The organism is Arthrobacter sp. Y-9, assembly GCF_029690065.1.
Taxonomy (GTDB): Bacteria; Actinomycetota; Actinomycetes; order Actinomycetales; family Micrococcaceae; genus Arthrobacter_E.
On the sequence record NZ_CP121463.1, the window covers coordinates 2,074,730 to 2,098,991 of the forward strand.

Annotated in this window: 21 protein-coding genes and 1 tRNA gene; 3 read left to right on the forward strand and 19 right to left on the reverse strand. The window is 67.9% G+C overall.

What is annotated here, in order from left to right; all coding sequences use genetic code 11:
- Positions 1-113 precede the first annotated feature (113 nt).
- Positions 114-737 carry a ScbR family autoregulator-binding transcription factor gene (locus P9849_RS09285; RefSeq protein WP_278266553.1) on the reverse strand — a complete coding sequence of 208 codons (624 nt, stop codon included), beginning with the start codon at positions 735-737 and terminating at the stop codon, positions 114-116.
- Positions 738-1,162: 425 nt separating this feature from the next.
- Between P9849_RS09285 and P9849_RS09290 the strand changes: the two genes are divergently transcribed.
- A complete protein-coding gene (locus tag P9849_RS09290; protein ID WP_278266554.1) occupies positions 1,163-1,990 on the forward strand; it encodes a DUF6357 family protein in 828 nt (275 codons plus the stop codon).
- A 63-nt stretch (positions 1,991-2,053) separates the two neighbouring features.
- Here P9849_RS09290 and P9849_RS09295 read toward each other — a convergent pair whose 3' ends face one another.
- Positions 2,054-2,428 carry a VOC family protein gene (locus P9849_RS09295; RefSeq protein WP_278266555.1) on the reverse strand — a complete coding sequence of 125 codons (375 nt, stop codon included), beginning with the start codon at positions 2,426-2,428 and terminating at the stop codon, positions 2,054-2,056.
- Between the two features lie 174 nt (positions 2,429-2,602).
- Between P9849_RS09295 and P9849_RS09300 the strand changes: the two genes are divergently transcribed.
- Positions 2,603-3,088, forward strand: coding sequence for a hypothetical protein (locus P9849_RS09300; protein WP_278266556.1), 486 nt, complete (start codon positions 2,603-2,605; stop codon positions 3,086-3,088).
- A 164-nt stretch (positions 3,089-3,252) separates the two neighbouring features.
- Here the strand turns inward: P9849_RS09300 and P9849_RS09305 are convergent, their stop codons facing one another.
- The 13 genes from P9849_RS09305 to P9849_RS09365 all read right to left on the reverse strand — a co-directional run bounded on the left by P9849_RS09305 (position 3,253) and on the right by P9849_RS09365 (position 17,531).
- On the reverse strand, positions 3,253-3,570 hold the full coding sequence (locus P9849_RS09305) for a hypothetical protein (protein WP_278266557.1): 318 nt from the start codon (positions 3,568-3,570) through the stop codon (positions 3,253-3,255).
- Between the two features lie 303 nt (positions 3,571-3,873).
- Positions 3,874-3,946: transfer RNA gene (locus tag P9849_RS09310), tRNA-Ala, on the reverse strand.
- 101 nt (positions 3,947-4,047) lie between these two features.
- On the reverse strand, positions 4,048-4,449 hold the full coding sequence (gene rsfS, locus P9849_RS09315) for a ribosome silencing factor (RefSeq protein WP_278266558.1): 402 nt from the start codon (positions 4,447-4,449) through the stop codon (positions 4,048-4,050).
- Between the two features lie 68 nt (positions 4,450-4,517).
- Positions 4,518-6,095, reverse strand: coding sequence for a hypothetical protein (locus P9849_RS09320; protein WP_278266559.1), 1,578 nt, complete (start codon positions 6,093-6,095; stop codon positions 4,518-4,520).
- A 69-nt stretch (positions 6,096-6,164) separates the two neighbouring features.
- Complete coding sequence (gene nadD, locus P9849_RS09325) at positions 6,165-6,785, reverse strand: nicotinate-nucleotide adenylyltransferase (RefSeq protein ID WP_278266560.1); 621 nt, start codon at positions 6,783-6,785, stop codon at positions 6,165-6,167.
- Between the two features lie 46 nt (positions 6,786-6,831).
- Positions 6,832-7,074, reverse strand: coding sequence for a hypothetical protein (locus P9849_RS09330; protein WP_278266561.1), 243 nt, complete (start codon positions 7,072-7,074; stop codon positions 6,832-6,834).
- 88 nt (positions 7,075-7,162) lie between these two features.
- Positions 7,163-8,467: a glutamate-5-semialdehyde dehydrogenase gene (locus tag P9849_RS09335; RefSeq protein ID WP_278266562.1), complete on the reverse strand. Its 1,305-nt coding sequence runs from the start codon at positions 8,465-8,467 to the stop codon at positions 7,163-7,165.
- 26 nt (positions 8,468-8,493) lie between these two features.
- Complete coding sequence (gene proB, locus P9849_RS09340; protein ID WP_278266563.1) at positions 8,494-9,627, reverse strand: glutamate 5-kinase; 1,134 nt, start codon at positions 9,625-9,627, stop codon at positions 8,494-8,496.
- Complete coding sequence (gene obgE, locus P9849_RS09345) at positions 9,624-11,234, reverse strand: GTPase ObgE (protein WP_278266564.1); 1,611 nt, start codon at positions 11,232-11,234, stop codon at positions 9,624-9,626. The genes proB and obgE overlap by 4 nt, the downstream gene beginning before the upstream one ends.
- A gap of 144 nt (positions 11,235-11,378) precedes the next feature.
- Complete coding sequence (gene rpmA, locus P9849_RS09350; protein WP_066210496.1) at positions 11,379-11,639, reverse strand: 50S ribosomal protein L27; 261 nt, start codon at positions 11,637-11,639, stop codon at positions 11,379-11,381.
- 44 nt (positions 11,640-11,683) lie between these two features.
- Positions 11,684-11,992, reverse strand: coding sequence for a 50S ribosomal protein L21 (gene rplU, locus P9849_RS09355; protein ID WP_066210498.1), 309 nt, complete (start codon positions 11,990-11,992; stop codon positions 11,684-11,686).
- Positions 11,993-12,276: 284 nt separating this feature from the next.
- On the reverse strand, positions 12,277-13,821 hold the full coding sequence (gene thiD, locus P9849_RS09360; RefSeq protein WP_278266565.1) for a bifunctional hydroxymethylpyrimidine kinase/phosphomethylpyrimidine kinase: 1,545 nt from the start codon (positions 13,819-13,821) through the stop codon (positions 12,277-12,279).
- A 149-nt stretch (positions 13,822-13,970) separates the two neighbouring features.
- A complete protein-coding gene (locus P9849_RS09365; RefSeq protein WP_278266566.1) occupies positions 13,971-17,531 on the reverse strand; it encodes a ribonuclease E/G in 3,561 nt (1,186 codons plus the stop codon).
- Positions 17,532-17,988: 457 nt separating this feature from the next.
- On the opposite strand from P9849_RS09365, the gene P9849_RS09370 reads away from it, so the two are divergent.
- On the forward strand, positions 17,989-18,630 hold the full coding sequence (locus tag P9849_RS09370) for a vitamin K epoxide reductase family protein (protein ID WP_278266567.1): 642 nt from the start codon (positions 17,989-17,991) through the stop codon (positions 18,628-18,630).
- A gap of 69 nt (positions 18,631-18,699) precedes the next feature.
- On the opposite strand, the gene ndk is transcribed toward P9849_RS09370, so the two are convergent.
- The 4 genes from ndk to ileS form a co-directional block, all read right to left on the reverse strand.
- Complete coding sequence (gene ndk, locus P9849_RS09375; protein ID WP_278266568.1) at positions 18,700-19,113, reverse strand: nucleoside-diphosphate kinase; 414 nt, start codon at positions 19,111-19,113, stop codon at positions 18,700-18,702.
- Positions 19,114-19,186: 73 nt separating this feature from the next.
- Positions 19,187-19,624 (reverse strand): DUF4233 domain-containing protein, encoded by a 438-nt coding sequence (locus tag P9849_RS09380; RefSeq protein WP_278266569.1) that lies wholly within the window; start codon positions 19,622-19,624, stop codon positions 19,187-19,189.
- Between the two features lie 2 nt (positions 19,625-19,626).
- Positions 19,627-20,988 (reverse strand): folylpolyglutamate synthase/dihydrofolate synthase family protein, encoded by a 1,362-nt coding sequence (locus tag P9849_RS09385; protein WP_278266570.1) that lies wholly within the window; start codon positions 20,986-20,988, stop codon positions 19,627-19,629.
- Positions 20,985-24,245, reverse strand: coding sequence for an isoleucine--tRNA ligase (ileS, locus tag P9849_RS09390; protein ID WP_278266571.1), 3,261 nt, complete (start codon positions 24,243-24,245; stop codon positions 20,985-20,987). The genes P9849_RS09385 and ileS overlap by 4 nt, the downstream gene beginning before the upstream one ends.
- Between the last annotated feature and the right edge of the window lie 17 nt (positions 24,246-24,262).

Genomic DNA, 24,262 nt, shown 5'->3' on the forward strand with positions numbered 1-24,262 from the left:
TCCCGCATCAGGGGCGGTGCACCGGTTCTCCGGTGCACCGCCCCTGATCGTTTCGGGCCTGTTCTCTTCGCGCGGCCTCTCGAGGAGACCGCCAATCGGGAGACTCCTCGCCGCTAGGCCCGCGCGGCGAACAGCTCCTCCGTGTTCCACCGCGAAGGGTCGACGGCCACAGCCGGCAGCATGAAGTCCCACATCTGGCGGATCCGCTCCATGACGTCCTGGCGCCCGGTCAGCACGTTGGAGACCATCTGCACCCCGGTGAAAGAAGCCACGAGGTACCTGGCGAAGTCGGCGGGGTCGACCTCCGCCTTGATGTCGCCCTCCCGCTGCCCCTGTGCCGTCATCTGCGTCATGGTCTCCGCCCAGTCCTGATACGGCCCCGTGACGTCGGCGTCGAACACGGAGGCTTCAAAGGTGAGCCGGATGCCGGCCCGCACCACGACGTCGTCGAGCAGCTGCTGTCCGAAGACGCGGCAGCATTCCAGGATGGTGGGCAACGCCTTGTCACCGCGCGAAGTCACTTTGTCCCCCGCTTCACGGGACCGGGCGTGCTGGGCTTCGATCACCGCGAGGGCGATCTCCTCCTTGGACTTGAAATGAAAGTACAACGCGCCCTTGGTGACCTCGGATTGCGTGGAGATCTCACTGAGGCTGGCATTGCCGTACCCGGCGCGTTCAAAAACCTTGGACGCGCCTTCAATCACGGAACTCCGGGTTTCAATGGCCCGCTGTTGCATGGCGGCGGTGGACCTTTCGTCGTGGGGTCAGGAGTGCTTGCCTCTATGAAAGACCTGACTGCCGAGAAGGGGCAAGGCGGCGTCCCGGCTGGTGGATGACCGGCTTGGCACGTTCTTGCCCCACACCGTATCACTCTGTTCAGCACCCCCGCCGATGACGCCGCAGCCCCTCCCGCCCCTCGAATGATCGGTTCGATTCGAGGGAAAGATCACCGAGAGATAACAATACGATCATTTTGTGCAAAACCGGCCAAACGGTTTGTTTACCGTGGAGTACAGGAATACACTGAGAACTGTTGATGCCACCAACCGGGAGCGGTTGATCTGTCAGCGAAGCTGGATTGGGGGGAGGTGCGGTCATCGGCCGCACCTCTTGCTTTAATCGTCCATACCTTCCGTCACATCAGCCGTCTGAGGAGCAATCCGTGGCCGTCGTCTTCAGCAGAGATCCCTGGATGCCCACCGCGATCCGCGAGGGAGAGGTCCTCAGCCTCCGTATCGTCGGAGGCGCGAACGCGAACCATGATCCCCGCGAATTCACCATCCCTCTCACCGAGGGACAGCTGGCCGCCCTCGAAAAAGACCTGCCGCGCCATCTGCTGCTGTGGAGCGCTTTCCTGCCTCTCTGCTACGACGCCGGGACCCGAGGTCCGCTCAACACCCGGGCGGCAACGGCACTGCTGGACCCCATCCTCTTCGGAACACCCCAGGAGATCACTGCGCTGTTCCGCCGCATCCGGTGGGACAAACGCCAGCTGGTCGCACAAGGAGCCGACATTCCACTGCTCGAACGCGGGAAAGTGTTCGACGCCGCCCAGACGGCCACCCAGTACTCCGATTGGGACCGCATGTGGGAGTACGACGCCGATCAGCGCCGCGCGGAGCGGGGCGTCAGGCTCAGTCCCCTCGACGCAGCGCTGCTCAGGTACACGGGACGTTACGCCCAGGGCGGGAAGTCACCCGACCGCCGTCCCTCCGCCGTCGATCCCGAGCTCCTGCCGCAGGTCCTGGAGGTGATCGCGGTCGCGGAACACGCGACCGCGGGAATGCCCATGTCACCCGGCTGGGGCGAAGGGGAACGTCGCGAACGGAAGCGGCAGGAATGGAACAGGGTCAAGGAAGCTGCGCAGCTGGCTATCAGGACCGCTTACCCTGAACTGGTCGATGATGCAGTGGAGACGGTCAGCTTCCTGATCTGCAGCGAGGCTCACGAACTGGCGGATCTCCTGGCGAAGGACAAAGGCCAGGCCTGACGGTCACCCGCCCAGGAGCAGCCGCCCGCATGCCGCAGATCCGGGGGCATGCGGGCGCGACGGTCAGCCGTCGGTCCGGGGCCGCACCAGGCAGAACGGGTGTCCCACCGGGTCGGCGTAGACCCGGAATCCCGGATGGTCCTCGGATCCCTCCAGGAGGGTGGCGCCGGCTGCCAGGACGGCCTTCTCCCCCTCGTCGAAGTCGTCCACCCGGACATCGAAGTGCAGCTGCTGCGCCGGGTCACCCGACGTCCAGTCCGGGGCATGGAACTTCTCGGTTTTCTGAAGATCCAGGGAGGGGAGCCCCGGTCCGAGGTCCAGGGAGACCCACTCCTCGTCGTCGTAGGCCCTCGAGGCACCCAGCAACTCCTCATAGAAGGGTGCAAGGGCACGGGGGTCGGGGCAGTCGATCACAATTCCACTCAGGCGTCCGATCATGTCTTCAGTCTTCGCGGCCGGGGCGCACTGCGCAAGACCCCGCCTGTCTTGCTCCGCCGCCGTCGGCCGTGCCATCCTCACAGGAAGAGGCCGGCGCAGTCGGGTCGGCCTGGAAGAGGTGGTCACATGCCCAGCGAATCGCTCCAGCCGATAGGCGGCGTTCCCATGCATCCTGTGACCACACTCGACGACTTCGTGCCCCTCCGACGGCCCCGCACCGGGCTGCCGCTCGTGATCTGGCAGATGGCGGCCACTTATGTGCTCCTCGTGGTTCTGGGTGTCCTCATCCTGTCCGGCCTGGTGAAAAGCTACGACGGTGGCCTTTCAATCCTGTTCTGGGCTTTCGCACTGTCGGTCTCCCCCACCCTGACGCTGGTGGTCACCGAGTTGCCGGGCCTTCACCTGCGCTTGGTGCCGCGAGCACGCCACTGGTGGGCCCAGCACTGGTGGATTGGGGTCGTCGGCACGCTGGCCGGCCTGGCCCTCATCGGCTTCTCGTATCTCTTCAACCACCTGGACACCGGAGTCGTGGACGGAGAGTACTACGCCGAAGACGTGCCCGATGGCTGGCTGATGCTCGCAGGGTGGCTGGCCGTGGCCTTCTTCGCCTCCCACACCGTCTTTCCGCCCAGGAGGAAACACGCCTCCAGCGCCACGTGAGAGGGCAGTGACCCTGGAAACGCCGAAGGGGCTGTCTCGCGACCGGCCCTTCATTGGTGGTGCTGAAACCCTGATGCTGGAGGCCTATCGACCAGGGGAAATACTGCCTCTACCGAACGTCGAGTGCGGAGTGCAGCACCTCATCCGGCGTCAGCTACGTGCCGTCAGAATCCTCCGACTCCAAAAATCAGCATGAGGTACAGGGACACGAAGAACCATCCGAAAGTGATTCCGCCAAGGATCCAGTACATTTTCTCGCCACTGCGACGGAAGATCTTGTCAGCGAAAAGAATGATCAACATCAGGATCACGAATGGCACGATCATCACCGCAGTGACCGTCAACGTTATCGACTTGCTGAGATCGGTTGCACCTGCGCCGTATCCTTGCGCGACTTCCAGCACACCCCAGCCGCCAGCTATCACCATGAAGAGCAGCGCAAAGAGGAATGTTCCCAGTTTGAATCCCTTGGTGGGTGCCATCAGCCGATACTCCACATCGTGTACGCGTCGAGGCCCGACGTGCCAGGTGAAATCCGGTTTCGACTAGCCAAAAGCATTCATGATCCGAGGCGTGTTGTCCAGACCGCTGCGTTGATAACGCGGAGGAATATTCAAACCCGCCGCGAATTCAAGACCGACCTCGCCTGGCCCCGGGTGCCCCTGAGCAGCAGTTCGATGCCCTGGTCCTCAGAACAGTCCCAACAACAAGCAGGTCCCCGTCCCCACAACGACTAGGACCTTGGAAACGCCGAAGGGCCGGTCTTTCGACCGGCCCTCCATCGGTGGAGGTAAGGGGATTCGAACCCCTGACCTTCTGCATGCCATGCAGACGCGCTACCAACTGCGCCATACCCCCATATTCACTTGTTCACCCCGCCGTTTCAGCGTGCTTTCCCGGCCGGGGCAACTCATCCAGTGTAGACCATCTGCCGGATGAGCAGCAAATCCGGGCGTCACTCAGGCGGTCGCCTCGTCGTCGACAGATGCGGCGGCGGAGTGCTCCGGAAGTCCGAGATCCACCACGGGGCAGTCCTGCCACAGACGCTCCAGAGCATAGAAGACGCGCTCTTCGCCGTGCTGGACGTGGACGATCACATCGGAGAAGTCCAGGAGGATCCATCGGCCGGCGGCACGGCCTTCCTGACGGAGGATCTTGCGGCCGCTGGCGATCAGCTGCTCCTCGATCTCGTCGGCGATGGACTTGACCTGCCGTTCAGACGCGGCGGAGGCGATGACGAAGATGTCCGAGAACGGCATGCGCTCACTGACATCCAGAGCCAGGATCTCCTCGGCCTGCTTGTCATCAGCTGCCTTGCCGATCAGTCGGGCCGTTTCAATCGCGGAAGAGCTAGCGCTCACAGGTCTCCTTTGTCACACACAGTTGCCGCTGGACGGATGCCAGCATCGTTCAATTCTAGTCCCTGCACTCAGCGGCCACCGGCGGAGATGGCCAGGATCACACCGACCACCAGCGCCACGCCGCCCAGCGCCAGCACACCCCAGTAGAGCAGCCGCAGCCGGGTGGCGACATGCACCCCGGCGGTTCCGACATCGAGCGGGTCCAGGCCATGCGCGTCCCGCGCGGCCACCGGCCGCGATTCGACCGCCACCGCACTCTGGGCGGCCTGAGAGGCCGCGGCCGGAGCGAGGGACGCCTTCACGGCAGGTTCCCGCCGGCCCGACGCCGGCTCCGCCACCGTGACCGGGGCTGCGACCGGCACGGCCGGAGTGAAGACCTTGCCGAGGTTCTGCGTCTGCGTCTCCACGGCAGCAGCCGGGACGACGACGGCGCCCTCCGGCTCCCCCTCCGCCTCACCGGCGCTGGCGAGAGCCTCCGCCTGGGCCAGGAGCTGGGCGCGTCGTCCAGGCTTGCGGCCCTTGCCGCCCTTCTTCCCGTGGTGCGCGGAACCCGACGTGGCGGCCTCGCCCTGCGCCGTCGTCGTATCCCCTGCTTCGGTCCCGGCCGATGCCTGCCCGTCGACCGGCACGCGCTGCACCTGAACCGTGTCGGGAGCCGGCTCTTCGCCCGTGGTGGGGGCGGCCGGGGCCGTCTCGGGCTTCCGCGGCAGACGCTGAGGGACCGGGATCTGGACCTGAGTGGTCGGCGCCTTGATGACGGGATGCGCCACGCCGGGCACCTCGACCGTCTCCTCACGCGACACCGTGCCGAGATTATGGGCGGTGGCAGGAGCGAAGGACGGCTTCGGCGCGGCCTTGGCGCTCTCCGCCTCCCGCGCGAGCTGTTCCTTGCGCTGTGCACGCTGATTGAGGATCGCCGCGCGTTCCGCCATCGCGATCTGCTCGGCGAGGACGTCCTGGTCCACCTCTCCAGGGGTGGCACCGGGATTTTCGGCCAGCTTCGAGAAATACTCCTGCGCCTGGGCCGTGAAACGTTCCCGCTCGGCCAGTGCTTCTTCGAGGCTCATGTCCTCCGGAAGGGGCTCCCCCGCGCTCTTCGTCACCACGCGCACCGCTCCGGTGCCGGGAACCGGGCCGAAGCTCACGCCCATCGCAGGGCGCTCACCGCCCTGGTACGCCGCTTGGTCCGCTCCGTCCTGAGCGGGCGTGGGCATCGGCACCACGGGCCGCTGTGTGGTCTCCAGGGCCAGTTCCTGAAGCCTGCGCTGCCGACGGGTGGGCGTGCCGCCGCTGAGCTGTTCTTCTTTCTCCGCGAGGTCCTTGATGGCACGCAATGCGGCCCGGTCCCTGGCGCGTAGTTGCGAGCTGCGTTCGGAGCGCACGGGCTGGGCGTCGATGGGGCCCTCGGCGACCCGGCGGGTGCGTCCCGTGGGAGGGGCGGGCCGGGCGCTCGGCCCGGGCGTCCGGACGGGCGCGCCGGCGGCAGGCGCCTCCGGGACAGCGGGTGCCTCTGAGCCGGCCGATGCCTGCTCATCCGGCCGGGCGTCAGGAGTCGGCGAATCCGCAGCGGTGGTCTGCACCGTTGCCCGCTCGCGCGCCTCACGCAGTTCTCGACGTGTGCGGAAAGGCTGCTCTTCCTGACTCATCAGTTAATCATCCAGTTCCGTTCAATGGTGCGGGGTGTCCGCGAAAGGCCCGCCCCGCCGTTCAAGTTTTCAGTGTCCCCGTGAAGGAACGGATGGCAGCACGCCAGGGTTCCCCGGTACGGAAGATGCCGCATCGCGTTCGTAGAGGCCGTACTTGGCAATGTACTGCACAACACCGTCCGGCACGAGGTACCACACCGGATTTCCGTCGGCCACGCGGGCGCGGCAGTCGGTGGAGGAGATCGCCATGGCCGGCACCTCCAGCAGGCTGACGTCCTCGCGTCCCAGCGCGTCGAGCTCGTGCCCGGGCCGGGTCACACCGACGAAATGGGCGAGCTTCCAGAGCTCCTCGGAGTCCTTCCAGGAGACGATCTGCGCCATGGCGTCCGCGCCCGTGATGAAGAACAGATCGGAGCCCGGTCGCAGGCGGTGAAGATCCCGGAGCGTGTCGATCGTGTAGGTCGGACCCGCACGGTCGATGTCGACACGGCTGACGGTGAAGCGAGGATTCGACGCCGTGGCGATCACCGTCATGAGGTACCGGTGTTCGGCGGGGCTGACCTTCTTCTTGGCCTTCTGCCAGGGTTCGCCGGTAGGGACGAAGACCACTTCGTCCAAATGGAACTTGGCGGCCACCTCACTGGCGGCCACCAAGTGCCCATGGTGGATCGGATCAAAGGTGCCACCCATCACCCCGAGACGGTGACGGCGCGGCTCCTGGGTGCCGCTGGGAATGTCAGTGTCCCTGGTGGCTGTGATCGTGCTTGTTGGGGTGCTGGCGGTGCGGGTCCGCGTGCTCCTCGACGGCGTCGTGACGGTTGCCCAGGTTGCTGTAGGACACCGTGATGAACAGCAGCGTCAGCAGGATCGCCATCATGACGCCACCCACCACGAACGGCGGGGCGATCAGCGGGGCGAGCTCTTCGTGGCCGCCCTCGGCGGATGCCTGGATTACAGTGGTGGCCAGTTGAGCCAGCATGGTGTTCCCTTCACAGTGCTTCTTCCCGGATCACTCCGGGGGCGACCAGCGACGCTGCCGCCGTGACGTTGTTCAATCCTACCCGCACTCAGGCGCGGGTCTGCCCTTCACCCTGGACGATCCACTTGGTGGTGGTCAGCTCCCCCAGGCCCATGGGTCCGCGGGCGTGGAGCTTCTGGGTGGAGATGCCCACCTCGGCGCCCAGCCCGAACTCGCCGCCGTCCGTGAAGCGGGTGGAGGCGTTCACGATCACCGCGGCGGAATCGATCTCCGCGATGAACTTCTCCGCATTGCGCAGATCGTTGGTCAGGATCGCTTCGGTGTGCCCCGTGCTCCAGGTGCGGATATGCTCCAGCGCCTCGTCCAGGGTGTCCACCATCGCGACCGCGAGGTCGAGATCCATGTACTCCGTGCCCCAGTCCTCGTCCGTGGCGGCGGAGACGTCCTCACCCGGGGGCAGCAGCGCCGCCACCCGGCCGTCGACGTGGAGCCGCACGCCGGCGTCGCGCAGGGCACGTGCCACCGCGGGAAGCACCGTCGAATGCGAGTGCACCAGGAGGGTCTCCACGGTGTTGCAGACGCTCGGACGCTGGGTCTTGGCGTTGAGGAGGATCTCGACGGCCATGTCCTCGGACGCCGACTCGTCGATGTAGATGTGCACGTTCCCTTCGCCCGTCTCGATGACGGGGACGGCGGAGTTCTGCACCACGGTCTGGATGAGCTCACGGCCGCCGCGCGGGATCAGCACGTCCACGCGCCCACGCGCCCGCATGAGCACGTTCGCGCCCTCCCGGCCGTAGGCGTCGATGGTCTGGATCGCATCCGCGGGCAGGCCGACGGAATCCAGCGCGTCCCGCAGGATCTCTACGAGCGCCTCATTGGTGCTCGCGGCGGCAGAACCGCCTCGGAGGATCACGGCGTTGCCGGACTTGAGTGCGAGCCCGGCGATGTCCACGGTCACGTTGGGACGGGCCTCGTAGATCGCCGCCACCACGCCCATGGGCACGTTGATCTGGCGCAGGCGAAGGCCGTTGGGCAGCGTCTGGCCACGGACCACCGTGCCGACGGGATCCGGCTGGGAGGCGAGGTTCTCCAGAGCGTCCGCGAGGCCCTGGATGCGCGCAGGGGTGAGGCTCAGACGGTCCAGCATGGCCTTGGAGGTGCCGTTGCCACGGCCACGCTCGACATCCTGCGCGTTCGCGGCGAGGATGCGTGGCTCGTGTTCCAGGAGCGCCGCGGCGATGGCCCGCAGCGCTTCGTCCTTCCGCGCCCGGGTGGCACGGGCGATCCGGCGGGACGCGGTGCGCGCCCGGTCGGCGATCGCGTGGACCGCGGCCTCGACGTCGTGCAGCTGCGCGTCGTCGAGGCCGGTGGAAAGAGCGGTGTCAGTCATGCCACAAGTTTAGGCCAGTGTCCGCCTCAGAGGACGACCAGGTCGTCAACATGAACCACTTCGCGTTCATATTCGTGGCCCAGCTCGCGCGCCAGCTCCTTGGTGGACCGTCCGAGCATCCGCGGGAGCTCCTCCACGGAGTAGTTCACCAGCCCACGGGCCACCACGGCCCCGGCGGGATCCAGCAGGTCCACCGGGTCGCCGGCCTCGAACTGACCGCGCACAGCGGTGATACCCGCCGGCAGGAGCGAACGGTTGTTCCGCGTCACGGCCCGCACGGCGCCGTCGTCGAGCAGGATCTCACCGCGCGCCGTGGCCAGATGTGCCAGCCAGAGCAGACGGATGGGCTTTCGGTCCCCCTGCACGGCGAACCACGTGCCCACGTCCTCACCGCGCAGTGCGGCCTGGGCGTTGGCGGTCGACGTCACGAGCGCGGGGATCCCGGACCCGGCCGCGATGCTCGCGGCCTGCACCTTGGTGGCCATGCCACCGGTGCCGACACCCGCCTTGCCCGCACTCCCGACCACGACGCCGGCCAGGTCCTCCGGGCCGCGGACCTCGGTGATGCGGCGGGCGCCGTCCTTCGGCGGACCGTCGTACACGGAGTCGACGTCGGAGAGCAGCAGCAGAGCATCGGCCCGCACGAGGTGGGCCACGAGCGCGGCGAGCCGGTCGTTGTCACCGAAGCGGATCTCGTGGGTGGCCACGGTGTCGTTCTCATTGACGATCGGCACCACGCCGAGATTGAGCAGCCGGTCCAGCGCCCGGAAGGCGTTGGCGTGCTGCGTGCGGCGCACGAGGTCCTCCGCAGTGAGCAGCACCTGGCTCACGGTGATCCCGTGCACGGAGAACGCCTGGGTGTAGCGCGACATGAGCCGGCCCTGTCCCACGCTCGCCGCGGCCTGCTGGGTGGCCAGATCGCGGGGACGGCGCGCCAGACCCAGCGGCGCCAGTCCCGCGGCGATGGCGCCCGAGGACACGAGAATGACCTCAGTGCCTCCATTACGCCGCTCGGCCAGGGCCTCCACAAGCGCGAGCACCGATTCCTCGGAGATCCCGCCCTGAATGCTGGTCAGCGAGGACGAGCCCACCTTGACCACCACGCGCTTGGCGTCACGCAGGACGGCGCGGCCCTCCTGTGTGAGCGACGCGAGGCTCACGCCTCGTCCTCGTCACCCAGGCCTTCGGCGGAAAGGATGTCACGTTCGACGGCGGCGGCCTTGTCCTGCCGGCGGCGCTGCGACGACTCGGTCCAGATGCCGGCCTTGCGTTCCGCTTCCAGCTCGGCGCGGGCGGCGGCCTTGGCATCGCGGCGCTCCTGCTGCTCCTCGCGCTTCTGGGCACGGGTCGGACGCGAGCTGGTCTCGGCATCGGCGATACGGATGTCCGTGCCACGCGGCGACGCGAGCAGCTCGGCTCCCGCGGCCATCGTCGGCTCCCAGTCGAACACGACGCCGTTGTCGTCGCCGATCACGACGGTGTCGCCGGGCTTGGCGCCCATCTTGAAGAGTTCGGTCTCCACGCCGAGCTTCGCCAGGCGGTCGGCGAGGTAGCCGATGGCCTCCTCGTTCTCGAAGTCGGTCTGCTTGACCCAGCGCTCGGGCTTCTCGCCACGGACGCGGAACAGCGGCTCCAGATTGCGTTCCTCACGGCGGATGACGAAGCCGGTCTCGTTGACGGCACGGGGCCGCAGGACGGTCGGAGCGACCACCGGCGGGGCGATCGCGATGCGGTCGCGCGCCTCCTGGACCAGCTCGGCCATCGCGAAGCCGAGGGCCCGGAGGCCTTCATGGCTCGTGGCGGACACTTCGAAGACGCGGTAGCCGCGGGCCTCCAGATCGGGGCGCACGAACTCGGCCATGTCCTTGCCGTCGGGCAGGTCCACCTTGTTCAGCGCGACGATGCGGGGACGCTCGTTGAGCGGGATGACCTCGCCGTCGCCGTACGCCATGTCCACGGCGTAGCGCTCGAGTTCCCGTTCAATGATGTCCAGATCGCTCAGGGGGTCTCGGTCCGACTCGAGGGAGCCGCAGTCCAGCACATGCACGATCGCCGCGCAGCGCTCCACGTGACGGAGGAAGTTGTGGCCCAGGCCCTTGCCTTCGCTCGCGCCCTCGATCAGGCCGGGCACGTCGGCGATGGTGAACCGGACATCGCCAGCCTGCACGACGCCGAGGTTCGGGACCAGGGTGGTGAAGGGGTAGTCGGCGATCTTCGGGCGCGCCGCCGACATGGCGGCGATGAGGCTCGACTTGCCGGCGGACGGGAACCCGACCAGCGCGACGTCGGCGATCGACTTCAGCTCCAGGACGATGTCCCGCTGCTCCCCCTCGATGCCGAGAAGGGCGAAGCCGGGAGCCTTGCGGCGCTGCGAGGCGAGCGAGGAGTTGCCCAGCCCGCCGATGCCACCGGCCGCGGCGATGAACTCGGTGCCGGGCTCCACGAGGTCGGCCAGGACGGCGCCGTCGCGGTCCTTGACGACCGTGCCCTCGGGCACGGAGAGCACCAGAGTCTCACCGGCCTTGCCACCGCGCCAGTCACCCATGCCGGGTCCGCCGTTGCCGGCGTGACGGTGCGGTGAGTGGTGGTACTCGAGGAGCGTGGTGACCTGTGGATCGACCCGGAGCACCACGTCTCCGCCGTTGCCGCCGTTGCCGCCGTCGGGACCACCCAGTGGCTTGAACTTCTCCCGATGGACGGAGACACAACCGTGTCCCCCATTGCCGCCGGAGACGTGCAGGACCACACGGTCCACAAAGCTCGCCACTGGTTCTCCTTTGTTCTGCTGTCGAAGATCCGCGTCGACGCGCGGCTTCCAGAATGATTCTATGATCCCGGCCAGGGCCTGGCCCGGATGTTAAACGCCGATGGGGCGGGCCTCAGGCCCGCCCCATCGAAAGTGTGCGACTGATCACTCAGCGGCTGCGGCCACCACGTTGACAACGCGGCGTCCACGGCGGGTGCCGAACTCGACAGCACCGGGCGTCAGGGCGAACAGGGTGTCGTCCTTGCCACGGCCCACGCCGTTGCCGGGGTGGAAGTGGGTGCCACGCTGGCGGACCAGGATCTCACCAGCGGAGACGACCTGACCACCGAAGCGCTTCACACCGAGGTACTGAGCGTTCGAATCGCGACCGTTGCGAGTGGAACTCGCGCCCTTCTTATGTGCCATGCCTTATGCCTGCCTTCTAGGTAGAAGTAATCCCGTGAAGGGTCTTACTTGATGCCGGTGATCTTGACGCGGGTCAGTTCCTGACGGTGACCCTGACGCTTCTTGTAACCGGTCTTGTTCTTGTACTTCTGGATGACGATCTTCTTGCCGCGCAGGTCTTCCAGGATCTCGGCAGTGACCTTGACCTTGGCCAGATCGGCAGCCTTCGTGGTGAGCTTGTCACCATCCACCAGCAGGAGGGCAGGCAGCTCGATGGTGCCACCCACTTCACCGGCGACGCGGTTCAGGGTTACGAAGTCTCCAACCGAGACCTTTTCTTGACGGCCGCCGGCGCGGACAATCGCGTACACCACTTGGGAACTCACTTCTCTCGACGATTCTTACTAAGTTTGCGTGCCGGACCAGAGGAAAATCCTCCAAGGTCCTGGCTGTGCCTCTGCGCCGTCGGACCCTACGATAAGGGGCCGATAAAGGAGTCCGGGCGATTCCTCTTCAGGATCTTCCCGCAATACCCATGGGTTGGCGTTAGCACCGAAGGTCTAGCTTACGCTAGTGCTCACCCTCGCTGCAAATGAGGCTGGTCCACAGGGCGCCGAGCGTGGTATATCCCACGCGGCGCCTTTCCCGACATTAAAGTCTAACGGATGCCGGACGCACTCCGCGGACCCCTGCGGCGCGGCGCGTCAAAGAAGTCCACCTCGAAGCCGGAGGACACCGCGAAGGCCTCCTGCATGCAGGCCCAGCGCTCCGGACTGGCCTGCCGAGCCGCCTGAGCGGTCCAGGCGATGGCCTGCCGGGTGGACTCCGCGAAGGCGGGATCCGAGTAGCTGCGGAGCCAGACCGCGTACGGGTGGCTGTCCGGCGCACCCGACTCTTCAAAGGCGCGGAACAGGGTGGCTCCCACTTCGGCGTAGAGCCAGTAGCACGGCAGCACGGCGGCGACCAGGACGGCGTAGTCCCCCTCCGCGGCGCGCGCGAGCAGGTGGTCCACGTACTGACGCGTCTCGGGCCCCTGGGTCAGGCTGACTTCCCGGCCCACGAGCCACGTGCGGTGCAGTTCGGCCTCCACCTCGAGGCATTCCCGGGCGCCTTTGGCCCAGAACGCCTGCTCTGCCTCCGACGGCGCCAGGGTGCTCGCCGCGGCCAGGACTCGCGAGTACGCGTTCAGGTAGAGGGCGTCCTGGGCGAGGTAGTAGGCGAAGTCCGCTTCAGCCAGCGTCCCCGCTCCCAGCTGCTTGATGAAGGGCAGCGCGTGGATCCGCTCCAGGTCCGTGGCGGCGGTGGCCCAGAGATCCTCGGCGTAGGCCGCCTGGCTCCGGGCGCCGGGAAGGACCCCGTGGTGGAAATGATTGACCGGACCGTGTCCGCGGCCCACCTGCAGCTCGGAGGAGGTCCTGATGGCGTCCAGCAGCCACGACTTCGCCTGGCGCACCGCATGCTCCGGGTCGAGGCCTGCGCCCAGCAGGGTCGCCACGGCGGAGGAGAGCGAGCACCCGGTTCCGTGGGTGTTCAGGGTCTCCACGCGAGGCCCCTCGAACACGGTCACGTCGGAGACCGAGCGGCCGCTCAGGTCCACCAGGGCGTCCCAGGCCGTCTCGCCGTCCAAGTGACCGCCCTTCACCAGCACGGCGAGCCCGTGGGCCGCGGCAAGCCGCTTGCCCTGCTCCAGGGCCGTCTCCCAATCGGAGGCCGGGCTCGCCCCCAGCAGGACGGCCAGTTCGGGGATGTTCGGGGTCACGACGTCGGCCAGGCCGAGCAGGCGCTCCAACGCGGCTTCCGCTTCGGCGTCCAGGAGCCGGTCTCCGCTGCTGGCCACCATGACCGGGTCCAGGACCACGACCGGCGGCCGGTGCGACTCCAGCCACGAGCTGACCGTGTCGATCACCGCGGCGTTGCCGAGCATGCCGATCTTCACGGCGTCGACGGTGATGTCGTCGCTGATCGTCTCCAGCTGCTGCGCCAGGAATTCCACGGGCGGGACATGCACCCCTCGGACGCCCTGCGTGTTCTGCGCCGTCAGCGCGGTGATCACGGCCATGCCGTAGCCGCCATTGGCCGCGATGCTCTTGAGATCCGCCTGAATGCCCGCTCCCCCGCCCGGATCGGATCCGGCGATGCTGAGCACGCGGGGCCGAGGCGGAGCCTGCGCCGGCAGGAGCGAGGAGGCGGGCACACGGGTCATGGGAGAACTCCAATCGGGGATGTGCCACCAATGTAATACAGGAGGGGGCGTGGCTCTCGCCACGCCCCCTCCTGTGAGGTGCTCCATCGGTCACATGCCGTCCGCAGACGGTCCGTGACCGTTCCGGCCTCCTGAAAGCGGCCGGTGCCTTACAGTTCGGATGCCGGGACCCCGACGCCGAGCACCAGCGGTTCTTCGCCGCTGGGGCCCTTGTCCCGGGACTGCTCGGCCTGGACGGATGCCCTGCGGACCGACCCGCTCTCCTGAGCCGCGGTCACCTCCACCTGCTGGACGTCCGAGGCGCCGACGGCGCTCTGAGCCCGGCGGGACGCACGAGGACGGCGCGCGGGACGCTTGGCCTCGGGGGCCTTCTCCTCCGGCGCCTTCTCCTCGCGGGCCTCGGCAGGAGCGGCCTGCTCGGCGGCCGGCTCCTGAGCCGGTGCGGCTTCCTGTGCCGGCGCCGCGGTGGCAGTGGGAGCCGACGGGCCGCCGATGCTGTCGAAGGCCGCCGCCAGGGCGTCCAGGCTCAGCACGGGCGCCGGCTCCTGAACGGGCTCCTCGACCTGGCCCAGGGGCAGCTCGACCACTTCGCCGCCGATGGTCAGCACCGCCGCGGGACGATCCGTCTGGTCGTCCTCGGTGGCCTCGTGACCATGTTCCCCGTCGTGGGAATGCGCGGCGTGAGCCGCGGCAGCGATGTTGGCCAGGACCGCGCGGGTGGCGGCGGCCTTCGCGGCCTTGTCCTCGTCGTCGTGCTCCGGAGCCTGCTGCGGCGCGGGAGTCTCCTCCGCGGCCGCGGCATTGGACCGTCCGCGGCGGCGCTTGCGCTCCGAACGGCCGCTCGGCTGCTGCGGGGTCTCCGGACGCACACCGTGCTGGTGCTCGAAGTGGCCGGTCGGACGGCGGGTGTCCAGCGGTTCGTCATGCGTGATGACGCCGCGGCCGGCACAGTGCTCGCACTGCTCGCCGAAGACCTCGAGGAGGCCGGTGCCCATCCGCTTGCGGGTCATCTGCACGAGGCCCAGCGAGGTCACTTCGGCCACCTGGTGCTTGGTCCGGTCACGGCCCAGGCACTCGACCAGGCGACGGAGCACCAGATCGCGGTTCGACTCGAGCACCATGTCGATGAAGTCGATCACGATGATGCCGCCGATGTCCCGCAGGCGGAGCTGGCGCACGACCTCCTCGGCCGCCTCCAGGTTGTTCTTGGTGACGGTCTCCTCGAGGTTTCCGCCGCTGCCGGTGAACTTGCCGGTGTTGACGTCGACCACGGTCATGGCTTCGGTCCGGTCGATCACGAGGGAGCCACCCGACGGCAGGAAGACCTTGCGGTCCAGGGCCTTGTGGATCTGCTCGTCGATGCGCCAGGCGGAGAAGATGTCCTTCTCGTCGGTCCACTTCTCCAGGCGGCCCACCAGGTCCGGCGCCACGTAGGTCACGTAGGCCTCAATGGTGTCCCAGGCTTCCTCACCGGAGACGATCAGCTTCGAGAAGTCCTCATTGAAGACGTCGCGGACCACCTTGATGGTCAGATCCGGCTCGCCGTACAGCAGTTCCGGAGCCAGGACCTTGGTCGAGCCGGTCTGGGCCTCGATGGACTCCCAGAGAGCACGGAGCCGGTTGATGTCGTTGGTCAGCTCCTCCTCCGAGGCGCCTTCCGCCGCGGTGCGGACGATCACGCCGGCGTTCTCCGGCAGACGGTCCTTGAGGATCCGCTTGAGACGGTTGCGCTCGACGTCGGGCAGCTTGCGGGAGATGCCCGTCATGGAGCCGCCCGGCACGTACACCAGGTAGCGGCCCGGGAGGGAGATCTGGCTCGTCAGGCGCGCGCCCTTGTGCCCGATCGGGTCCTTGCTGACCTGAACCAGCACGGAGTCACCGGACTTCAGCGCGTTCTCGATGCGGCGCGGCTTGCCCTCCAGGGACACACTGTCCCAGTTGACCTCACCGGCGTACAGCACGGCGTTGCGGCCGCGTCCGATGTCCACGAACGCTGCTTCCATGCTCGGCAGCACATTCTGGACCTTGCCCAGGTACACGTTGCCGATCAGGGAGTCCTGCTGGGTCTTGGAGACGAAGTGCTCGGCGAGCACCCCGTCCTCCAGAACGGCGATCTGGATGCGGTCGTCCTTCTGACGGACCACCATCTGGCGGTCCACGGACTCGCGGCGCGCCAGGAACTCGGCCTCGGTGATGACCTGACGACGGCGGCCCGACTCACGGGACTCGCGGCGGCGCTGCTTCTTGGCCTCCAGGCGGGTGGAGCCCTTCACGCTGGTCACCTTGTTGCTGACGGACTCGGAGGGCGTGCGCGGCGCGCGGACCCGGGTGACCGTGTTGGGCGGATCATCGTCCAGGCCGCCGGTCAGTTCGAGGTCCTGATCGCCACGGCGGCGGCGACGACGGCGGCGCGACGTCACGCCGTCGCTCTCCTCGGAGTCGCCCTCGGCCGGCGAGGCCTCCTGGGCGCCTTCGCCGCTGCGGCCGCGCGAACGGCCGCGACGCCGGCGGCGCGAGCGGCTGCCCGTGCCCTCGGCGGAATCGTCGTCATCCTCGTCGTCCGCGTCCTCGGCTTCCTCATCCTCCGGGAAGGCGAGGGACAGGTCCGGGGCGTGGAACAGCACGGAGGTCACATCAGCGGGGGCCAGGAAGAGGCTGGACACCGAGGAAGTCTCCTCGGTGGTCTCCTCGACCGCGGCGTCCGTGGACGTCTCAGCGGCGGGTTCGGCGGCCTTCTCCTCAGCCACGGCCGGCTCGGTGGCCACGATCAGCACCGCGTCGGCGGTCTCCGTCGCCTGCACGGACGCGGTGACGTCGGCGACCGTCTCCTCGGGGACGGCGATCTCCGTCACTTCGGCTTCGACGGTCTGCGGGGCCGCCTTGTACTTGCTGGCACGGCGACGGCGCACCGGCGCCGTGGTGTCTTCGGAGACCGGAGCGGCGGCCTGCCGGTCAGCGACCTGGTTCGAGGCCCGGTCGGCGCCGGACGATGCCGCGCCCTGCGAGCGGGAGTTCCTGCTCCGCGAATTCTGGGAGCGGCCGCCCTCGGTGCGAGCGCCCTTCGACCGCTCGGCCTGCTGGCGGCCACGCGAGGAGCGCGCGCCCTGGCTCTTGGAATCCTGGGGCGTGGTCTCCTGCGCCGGAGCGTCGGCGGCCGCGGTCTCGGCGACGGCGGCTGGAGCGGCGTCCTCGGTCGACGCGGTCTGCTGAGCCGCGGTGTCGGTCGCCTTGCGGCGGCGGGCCGGCGCCTTCCGGGTGGAGGCCTTGGCGGCGGGCGCCTCCGCCGCGGGAGACTCGGAGGCCGCGGCCTGCACGGAAGCCGGAGCGGACTCGGCTTCGGCGCGGGGCTCCGGCGAAGAGGTCGGGGCGGTGGCCTTCCGGGGCGCGCGCTTGCGGGCCGGCGCCTTCGCGGGTGCGGCTGCTGCAGGGGCTTCAGTGCTCGCTGCGGCAGTCTCGGCCACCGGGGTGGTCTCTTCCGCGGCAGCCGCCTTCGCCCGGGACGGACGACGGCGCGTGGTGGTCTTCGCGGGGGCTTCCCCGGCGGATTCGGCCGAGGGCGCCGCTGCGGCCGGGACCTCAGTCACGGGAGCCGGCGCACCGGCCGGCGCGGACGCGATGCGGCGCCGCGACCTGGCGGGCTTCTTCACCGCCTCCGTGGAATTCTGTTCTGCGTTCGTTGCTTCCCCTGCGGGGAGATTTTCGGAATCCATGGTCAACATTCCCGCCCGACGGGAGCCCCCACACCCGGTCCCGCGCGAGGCGTTTCACGAAGTCAGCACCCTCGGGCACCGACGAAAGTCAGTAGGTACCCGGCGGCTGCGTGCCTCGGATCAAAGCGAGGACCACGGCCGGCTCGGGCCAATGGAGCCTGGAACCCGCCGTAAGGACTACGGCCAGGTGCCACAGTGGCTTCAGGGTGCCTGGTTCCGGGCCGGGAAGCGACGAAGCATCCCTCCGGTGATCGGGCACCCGACGCATCACGTGGATCTTGCGGGCATCACACTGGGCCAGGGCTCCGGGTGTGGACCGGGCCCAGCCGTACCCATCATCCCACAAAAGCCCGCGAACCGGCTTTCCCGCACCGTGGCGCACCGCTCGGAGTTTTTCCGGAGGTCCCATGGTTACAATCGGCGGCATACCGGTCTTATCGAAAGGACACGCCAGCGTATGAGTACCGCCGCGGGAGGCACTCCCACCCAGCACCTGGAGGAGAAGGCGCTTCCCCTCATGACCCGGCACCGGCCTTTCGCGTGGCTCCTGCTCGTGACCGGCGTCGTCGGCTTCATCGCGTCGTGGTGGCTCGTCATCGAGAAACTGGAAGTCCTCCAGGATAAGAACCACGCCACCATCTGCGACATCAACCCCTGGATCTCCTGTGGCCAGGTCATGCAGACCGCGCAGAGCTCCGTGTTCGGTTTCCCGAACATGTTCATCGGCATCGTGGCGTTCCCGGTCATCATCACCACCGCCATGGCCCTGCTGTCGGGCGCCCGCTTCGCGCGCTGGTACTGGCTCGGCCTCCAGACCGGCGTCACCCTCGGCTTCGCCTTCGTCTGCTGGCTGTGGTCCCAGGCCCTCTACGCCATCGGCATCCTGTGCCCGTTCTGCATGATCGTGTGGGCCATGATGATCCCCATGTTCGTCTGGGTCACGGTCCGGAACATCGTCCACGGGGTCATCCCCGTCCCGGAGAAGTTCCGGAAGTCCGTCGGGGATTTCGCCTGGCCGCTCGTGGCACTGCTCTACATCGGCGTGATCGCCTCGATCCTGATCCGCTTCAGCGGGGTCTTCTTCGGCTCCACCATGTGAGTCCTGCGGAGACGACGAAGCCGGTCCAGGAGAATTCCTGGACCGGCTTCGTGGCTTAAGGCGACGTTCTCAGAACCAGATGGCGATCTCGCGCTCGGCGGACTCGACCGAGTCGGAGCCGTGCACGAGGTTCTGCTGGACCGCGACGCCCCAGTCGCGGCCGAAGTCACCACGGATGGTGCCCGGTGCGGCCGTGGTGGGGTCGGTGGTCCCGGCCAGTGACCGGAAGCCCTCGATCACACGGTTGCCCTCGACGATGGCGGCCACAACAGGGCCGGACTGCATGAAGTCGAGCAGCGGCTCGTAGAAGGGCTTGCCTTCGTGCTCGGCGTAGTGCTGCTCCAGCAGCTCGCGGCCGGCGTCGAGCTTCTTCAAGGCGGCCAGGGTGTAGCCCTTGGCTTCGATGCGGGCCAGGATGGCCCCGGTCAGCTGCCGCTGGACGCCGTCAGGCTTGACGAGGACGAGGGTGCGCTCAATGCTCACTACTGCTCCCAAAAAGAGATGGTTGGTTCCGTAACGATTCTAAGTTGTGGCCGGAGCGGCCGACGACGGCGGGTCAGGCCTCGTCCGGGTGCTCGGCTTCCCAGCGGGCCTGCTCGGCGGCGCGCTCCCGCTGCTCCCGGTCGATCCGCCCGCCGGCCCGGAGCCCGTACCACCACGTGATGGCGAATAGGACGCCGATCACGAACATGGTGGGCTCGAGGAAACCGGTGAGGATCAGCAGGAGCTGGATGCCCCAGCCCAGGCCGTAGCCCCACTTCTTCTGCAGGAAGGCGCAGGAGAGCACCATCAGGACGGCCAGGCCGATGCCGACCCCGAGCAGGACCGGGGCCACCGGCTCGCTCTTCCGCAGGCCGAAGACCACGAGCGCCGCGAAGAACATCACGAACGCTTCGAGGACCAGCACGGTCGAAGCGAACGTGACCTTGGTCGAACGGGCTTTCTTCGGGGTGCCGGGCCGCCATTCCCGCTGCGCTCGGGTCAGTTTCGCCATGCTCACGCCCCCTTGGCCTGGAGCAGGATGCGGGCCTCCGCCACGACGGTGATCGAACCGGTGATGAGGACCCCTCCGCTCAGATCATCGTTCGCCTCGGATCGGGCCACGGCCCATTCGATGGCGTCGTCGAGCTTCTCGGAGATGTGGACGTTCTCCTCGCCCCAGCCCAGATCGACGGCCAGCTCGGCCAGCTCCGCGGCGGGGATGGCGCGCGGCGAGGTGGACTGGGTCAGGCAGATCTCCTCCGCCAGGTCGCCCAGGGACTCCTTGAGCTGGTTGAGGATCTCGGCGGCGTCCTTCTCCTGAAGGACGCCCAGCACCACGACGAGCTTGCTGAAGTTGAAGGACTCCTGGATCGCCTCGGCCGAGGCGCGGACGCCGTCCGGGTTGTGCGCCGCGTCCACGATGATGGTCGGAGCGGTGCGGACCACCTCGAGGCGGCCGGGCGAGCTGACGTTCAGGAATGCCTCGCGCAGCACCTCGGGATCGAGTTCACGCTCTCCCCCGCCGAAGAACGCCTCGAGCGCGGCGACGGCCACGGCGGCGTTCTCTGCCTGGTGAGCGCCGTGCAGCGGGAGGAAGACCTCGTCGTAGCGGCCGGCCAGGCCCTGGATGTCGAGCATCTGCCCGCCGACGGCCACGGCGCGGGATTCCACACCGAACTCGACGCCCTCGAAGCGGAACGGCACGCCCACTTCCTGCGCCTTCTCCAGGAGCACCTGGGCCGCGTCGCGCGGCTGGACGGCGCTGACCAGGAAACCGCCGGGCTTGATGATCCCGGCCTTCTCCACGGCGATCTCGCCCGTGGTGTCGCCCAGCAGATCCGTGTGGTCCAGCGAGATCGGGGTCACCACGGAGACCGCGCCGTCGCCCACATTGGTGGCGTCGGTGATGCCGCCCAGGCCCACTTCGACCACCGCGACGTCCACGGGCTGGTCCGCGAAGACCGCGTAGCCCAGGATGGTCAGGCACTCGAAGTACGTCAGGCGCGGCTGATCATCCGCTTCCAGCTCGGCGTCGACGATCGCGAGGTAGGGGCGGATCTCATCCCAGATCCGCACGAACGTCTCATCGCTGACCGGCTCGCCGTTGATGCTGATGCGCTCGGTCACCTTGGACAGGTGCGGGCTGGTGTACCGCCCGGTGCTGAGCCCGTGGGCGATCAGCCCCTGCTCGATCATGCGGGCCGTGCTGGTCTTCCCGTTGGTGCCGGTGATGTGGATGATGGGGCACGCCTTGTTCGGCTCGCCCAGCACCTCCATCGCCCGGAACAGGGGGGCCAGACGCGGCTCCATCTTGTTCTCCGGCGCGCGGCCCAGCAGTTCGGCGTAGACGCTCTCCACCGAGAATTCGTCGCTCATGCTTCCACCTTCTCCACGGTCACGGTCTGCTCGTCAGCGGTCGCCAGATCCAGTTCCAGGCTCAGGGTCTCACCCTTGACCAGCTCGCGGTGCGCCTCGAGGGCGTCCACGGTCGCCTGATCGGCGCCGATGCGGGTGCGGATCCGGTCGGAGACCTCCAGCCCGGCGTCCTTACGGGCCTGCTGGATGGCGCGGACCATGTCACGGGCCACGCCTTCGGCTTCCAGCTCCGGGGTCACCTCGGTGTTGAGCACCACGAAACCACCGCCGGGCAGGACCGCGGCGGCGCGGGAGCCCGCGTCCTCCGACTCGGCCACCACGGTCTCCAGGGCGTACTCGTGCGGCTCGAGGGCGAGCCCGCCCGCGGTCACCACGCCGTCGTCGCCCACCGACCAATCGCCCGACTTGCTGGCCTTGATGGCCAGCTGGACGTTCTTGCCGAGGCGCGGGCCGGCGGCACGGGCGTTGACCACGAGCTTCTGCTCGATGCCGAACTCCTCCGGGGACGCCGACTCGGCATCCAGGACGCGGACCTTGCGGACGTTCAGCTCATCGGCGACGACGCCGGCGAACGCCTCCAGCGACGCCCCACCGGGCGCCACCACGGTCAGCTCCTGCAGCGGCAGGCGCACGCGCAGCTTGGCGGCCTTCCGCAGCGAGGATCCCGTGGAGCAGATCTGCTGCACACGGTCCATGGCCGCGACCAGCTCGTCGTCCTGCGGGAACAGCGCGGCGTCCGGGTAATCCGTGAGGTGCACGGACCGGCCGCCCGTGAGGCCCCGCCAGATCTCCTCCGCCACGAGGGGCAGGAGCGGCGCGGCGGCACGCGTCACGGTCTCCAGCGCCGTGTAGAGGGCGTCGAAGGCGTCCGTGTTCTCGTCGAAGAAGCGCTGGCGGCTGCGGCGCACGTACCAGTTGGTGAGCATGTCCAGGTACTCGCGCAGGGCGTCGCACGCATCGGAGATGTCGTACGAGTCCAGCGATTCGCGGACGGTCGTCACCAGGGCGCCCGTGTTGGCGAGGAGGTAACGGTCCAGTTCGTCGCTGTAGCCGTCGTAACGGAGCTTCGCCTCGTAGCCCTGTCCGCCGTTCGCGGTGTTCGTGTAGAGCGAGAAGAAGCTGTACACGTTCCACAGCGGCAGCAGCACCTGGCGCACGCCGTCGCGGATGCCCTGCTCGGTGACCACCAGGTTGCCGCCGCGCAGGATCGGGCTGGACATGAGGAACCAGCGCATCGCGTCGGACCCGTCGCGATCGAGCACCTCGGACACGTCCGGGTAGTTGCGCAGGCTCTTGGACATCTTCTGCCCGTCGGAGCCCAGCACGATGCCATGGCTGATGACGTTGCGGAACGCCGGGCGGTCGAAGAGCGCGGTGGACAGGATGTGCAGCATGTAGAACCAGCCGCGGGTCTGACCGATGTACTCGACGATGAAGTCCGCCGGGTTATGGGTGTTGAACCACTCCTCGTTCTCGAACGGGTAGTGCACCTGGCCGTAGGGCATGGAGCCGGAGTCGAACCAGACGTCCAGCACGTCCTCCACGCGGCGCAGCGTGCCGCCACAGCCTTCGTGGACGCGCGTCAGCTCGTCGATGAAGGGACGGTGCAGATCGGTTTCGCCCTGGTGGTTCACGGGCAGGCGGCCGAAGGCCTCCTGCATCTCCGCCAGAGAGCCGAAGACCTCACGGTGCTCGCACTCCTCGCCGTCGCACTCCCAGACGGGGATGGGGCTGCCCCAGAAACGGTTGCGGGAGATCGACCAGTCACGGGCGTTCTCGAGCCACTTCCCGAACTGGCCGTCCTTGACGTTGCCCGGGATCCAGTTGATCTCCTGGTTGAGTTCGACCATGCGCTCCTTGAAGGTCGTCACGGAGACGTACCAGGAGGAGACGGCGCGGTAGATCAGGGGGTTGCGGCAGCGCCAGCAGTGCGGGTAGCTGTGCTCGTAGCTCGCCTGGCGGACCAGGCGGCCCTGAGCCTTGAGGTGCTGCGTGATCGGCTTGTTGGCCTCGAAGACCTGCAGGCCGGCGATGTCGGCCAGTTCGCCGTGCTTGAACAGCGGCAGGAACTTGGCGCCCTCGTCCACGGACAGCACGACGGGGATCCCGGCCGCCTCGCAGACCTTCTGGTCGTCCTCACCGTAGGCGGGAGCCTGGTGGACCAGGCCGGTGCCGTCGGTGGTGGTGACGTAGTCGGCCACGAGGATGCGCCAGGCGTTCTCGCTGCCGTACTTCTCGGCATCGGCGAAGTCGTCCCAGAGGCGCTGGTAGCCGATGCCCTCGAGCTGGGCGCCCGCGTAGGTGGCGGTGACCGCCTCGGCGGCGGCAGCGGCGTCGTCGTATCCCAGGTCCTTGGCGTAGCCGCCCAGGAGGTCCTGGGCGATCAGGAAACGGGAACCGGCGGGGACGTCGGAGGCTTTGACGCCGTTCGGACCCATCGGCACGACGGCGTACTGGATCTCCGGCCCGACGGCGAGCGCGGCGTTCGTGGGCAGCGTCCAGGGCGTGGTCGTCCAGGCGAGAGCGAGGACACCGTCGAGTTCGCGGGACAGCGGGTTCTCCCCCACGACCAGCGGGAACGTGACGGTGACGGTCTGGTCCTGGCGGTTCTTGTAGACGTCGTCATCCATGCGGAGTTCATGGTTGGACAGCGGCGTCTCGTCCTTCCAGCAGTACGGGAGGACGCGGTAGCCGTTGTACGTCAGGCCCTTCTCGTGGAGCTGCTTGAAGGCCCAGATCACGGACTCCATGTACTCGACATTGAGCGTCTTGTAGTCGTGCTCGAAGTCGACCCAGCGGGCCTGGGCGCGGACGTAGTCCTTCCACTCATCCGCGTACTTCATGACGGACGCGCGGCAGGCGTCGTTGAACTTGTCGATGCCCATGGCGGCGATCTGGGTCTTGTCGGTCATGCCCAGCTGTTTCATGGCCTCCAGTTCGGCGGGCAGGCCGTGCGTGTCCCAGCCGAAGCGGCGCTCCACGCGCTTGCCGCGCTGCGTCTGGTAGCGGCCGACGAGGTCCTTGGCGTAACCGGTGAGGAGGTGGCCGTAGTGCGGCAGGCCGTTGGCGAAGGGAGGGCCGTCGTAGAAGACGAACTCGTTGCTGCCATCGACGCCCGCATCCCGCTGGTCGATGCTGGCCTGGAAGGTGCCGTCCTCATCCCAGTACTTGAGGATCCGCTTCTCGATCTCAGGGAAGCGGACGGAGGCGGAGACGGTGCGGTCCTCGCTGGAGGAGACCTTGGGGTAGATGGTCACTGTGGCATCCTGGCGTT

Coding starts and splice junctions, on each gene's coding strand:
- P9849_RS09385 (WP_278266570.1), bottom strand. CDS start 20,988: ATGAGCGACGAATTCTCGGTGGAGAGCGTCTACGCCGAACTGCTGGGC.
- nadD (WP_278266560.1), bottom strand. CDS start 6,785: ATGGGTGGCACCTTTGATCCGATCCACCATGGGCACTTGGTGGCCGCC.
- P9849_RS09305 (WP_278266557.1), bottom strand. CDS start 3,570: ATGGCACCCACCAAGGGATTCAAACTGGGAACATTCCTCTTTGCGCTG.
- P9849_RS09380 (WP_278266569.1), bottom strand. CDS start 19,624: ATGGCGAAACTGACCCGAGCGCAGCGGGAATGGCGGCCCGGCACCCCG.
- P9849_RS09285 (WP_278266553.1), bottom strand. CDS start 737: ATGCAACAGCGGGCCATTGAAACCCGGAGTTCCGTGATTGAAGGCGCG.
- P9849_RS09370 (WP_278266567.1), top strand. CDS start 17,989: ATGAGTACCGCCGCGGGAGGCACTCCCACCCAGCACCTGGAGGAGAAG.
- thiD (WP_278266565.1), bottom strand. CDS start 13,821: ATGACCCGTGTGCCCGCCTCCTCGCTCCTGCCGGCGCAGGCTCCGCCT.
- P9849_RS09330 (WP_278266561.1), bottom strand. CDS start 7,074: ATGCTGGCTCAACTGGCCACCACTGTAATCCAGGCATCCGCCGAGGGC.
- P9849_RS09365 (WP_278266566.1), bottom strand. CDS start 17,531: ATGGATTCCGAAAATCTCCCCGCAGGGGAAGCAACGAACGCAGAACAG.
- P9849_RS09295 (WP_278266555.1), bottom strand. CDS start 2,428: ATGATCGGACGCCTGAGTGGAATTGTGATCGACTGCCCCGACCCCCGT.
- P9849_RS09320 (WP_278266559.1), bottom strand. CDS start 6,095: ATGAGTCAGGAAGAGCAGCCTTTCCGCACACGTCGAGAACTGCGTGAG.
- P9849_RS09335 (WP_278266562.1), bottom strand. CDS start 8,467: ATGACTGACACCGCTCTTTCCACCGGCCTCGACGACGCGCAGCTGCAC.
- rpmA (WP_066210496.1), bottom strand. CDS start 11,639: ATGGCACATAAGAAGGGCGCGAGTTCCACTCGCAACGGTCGCGATTCG.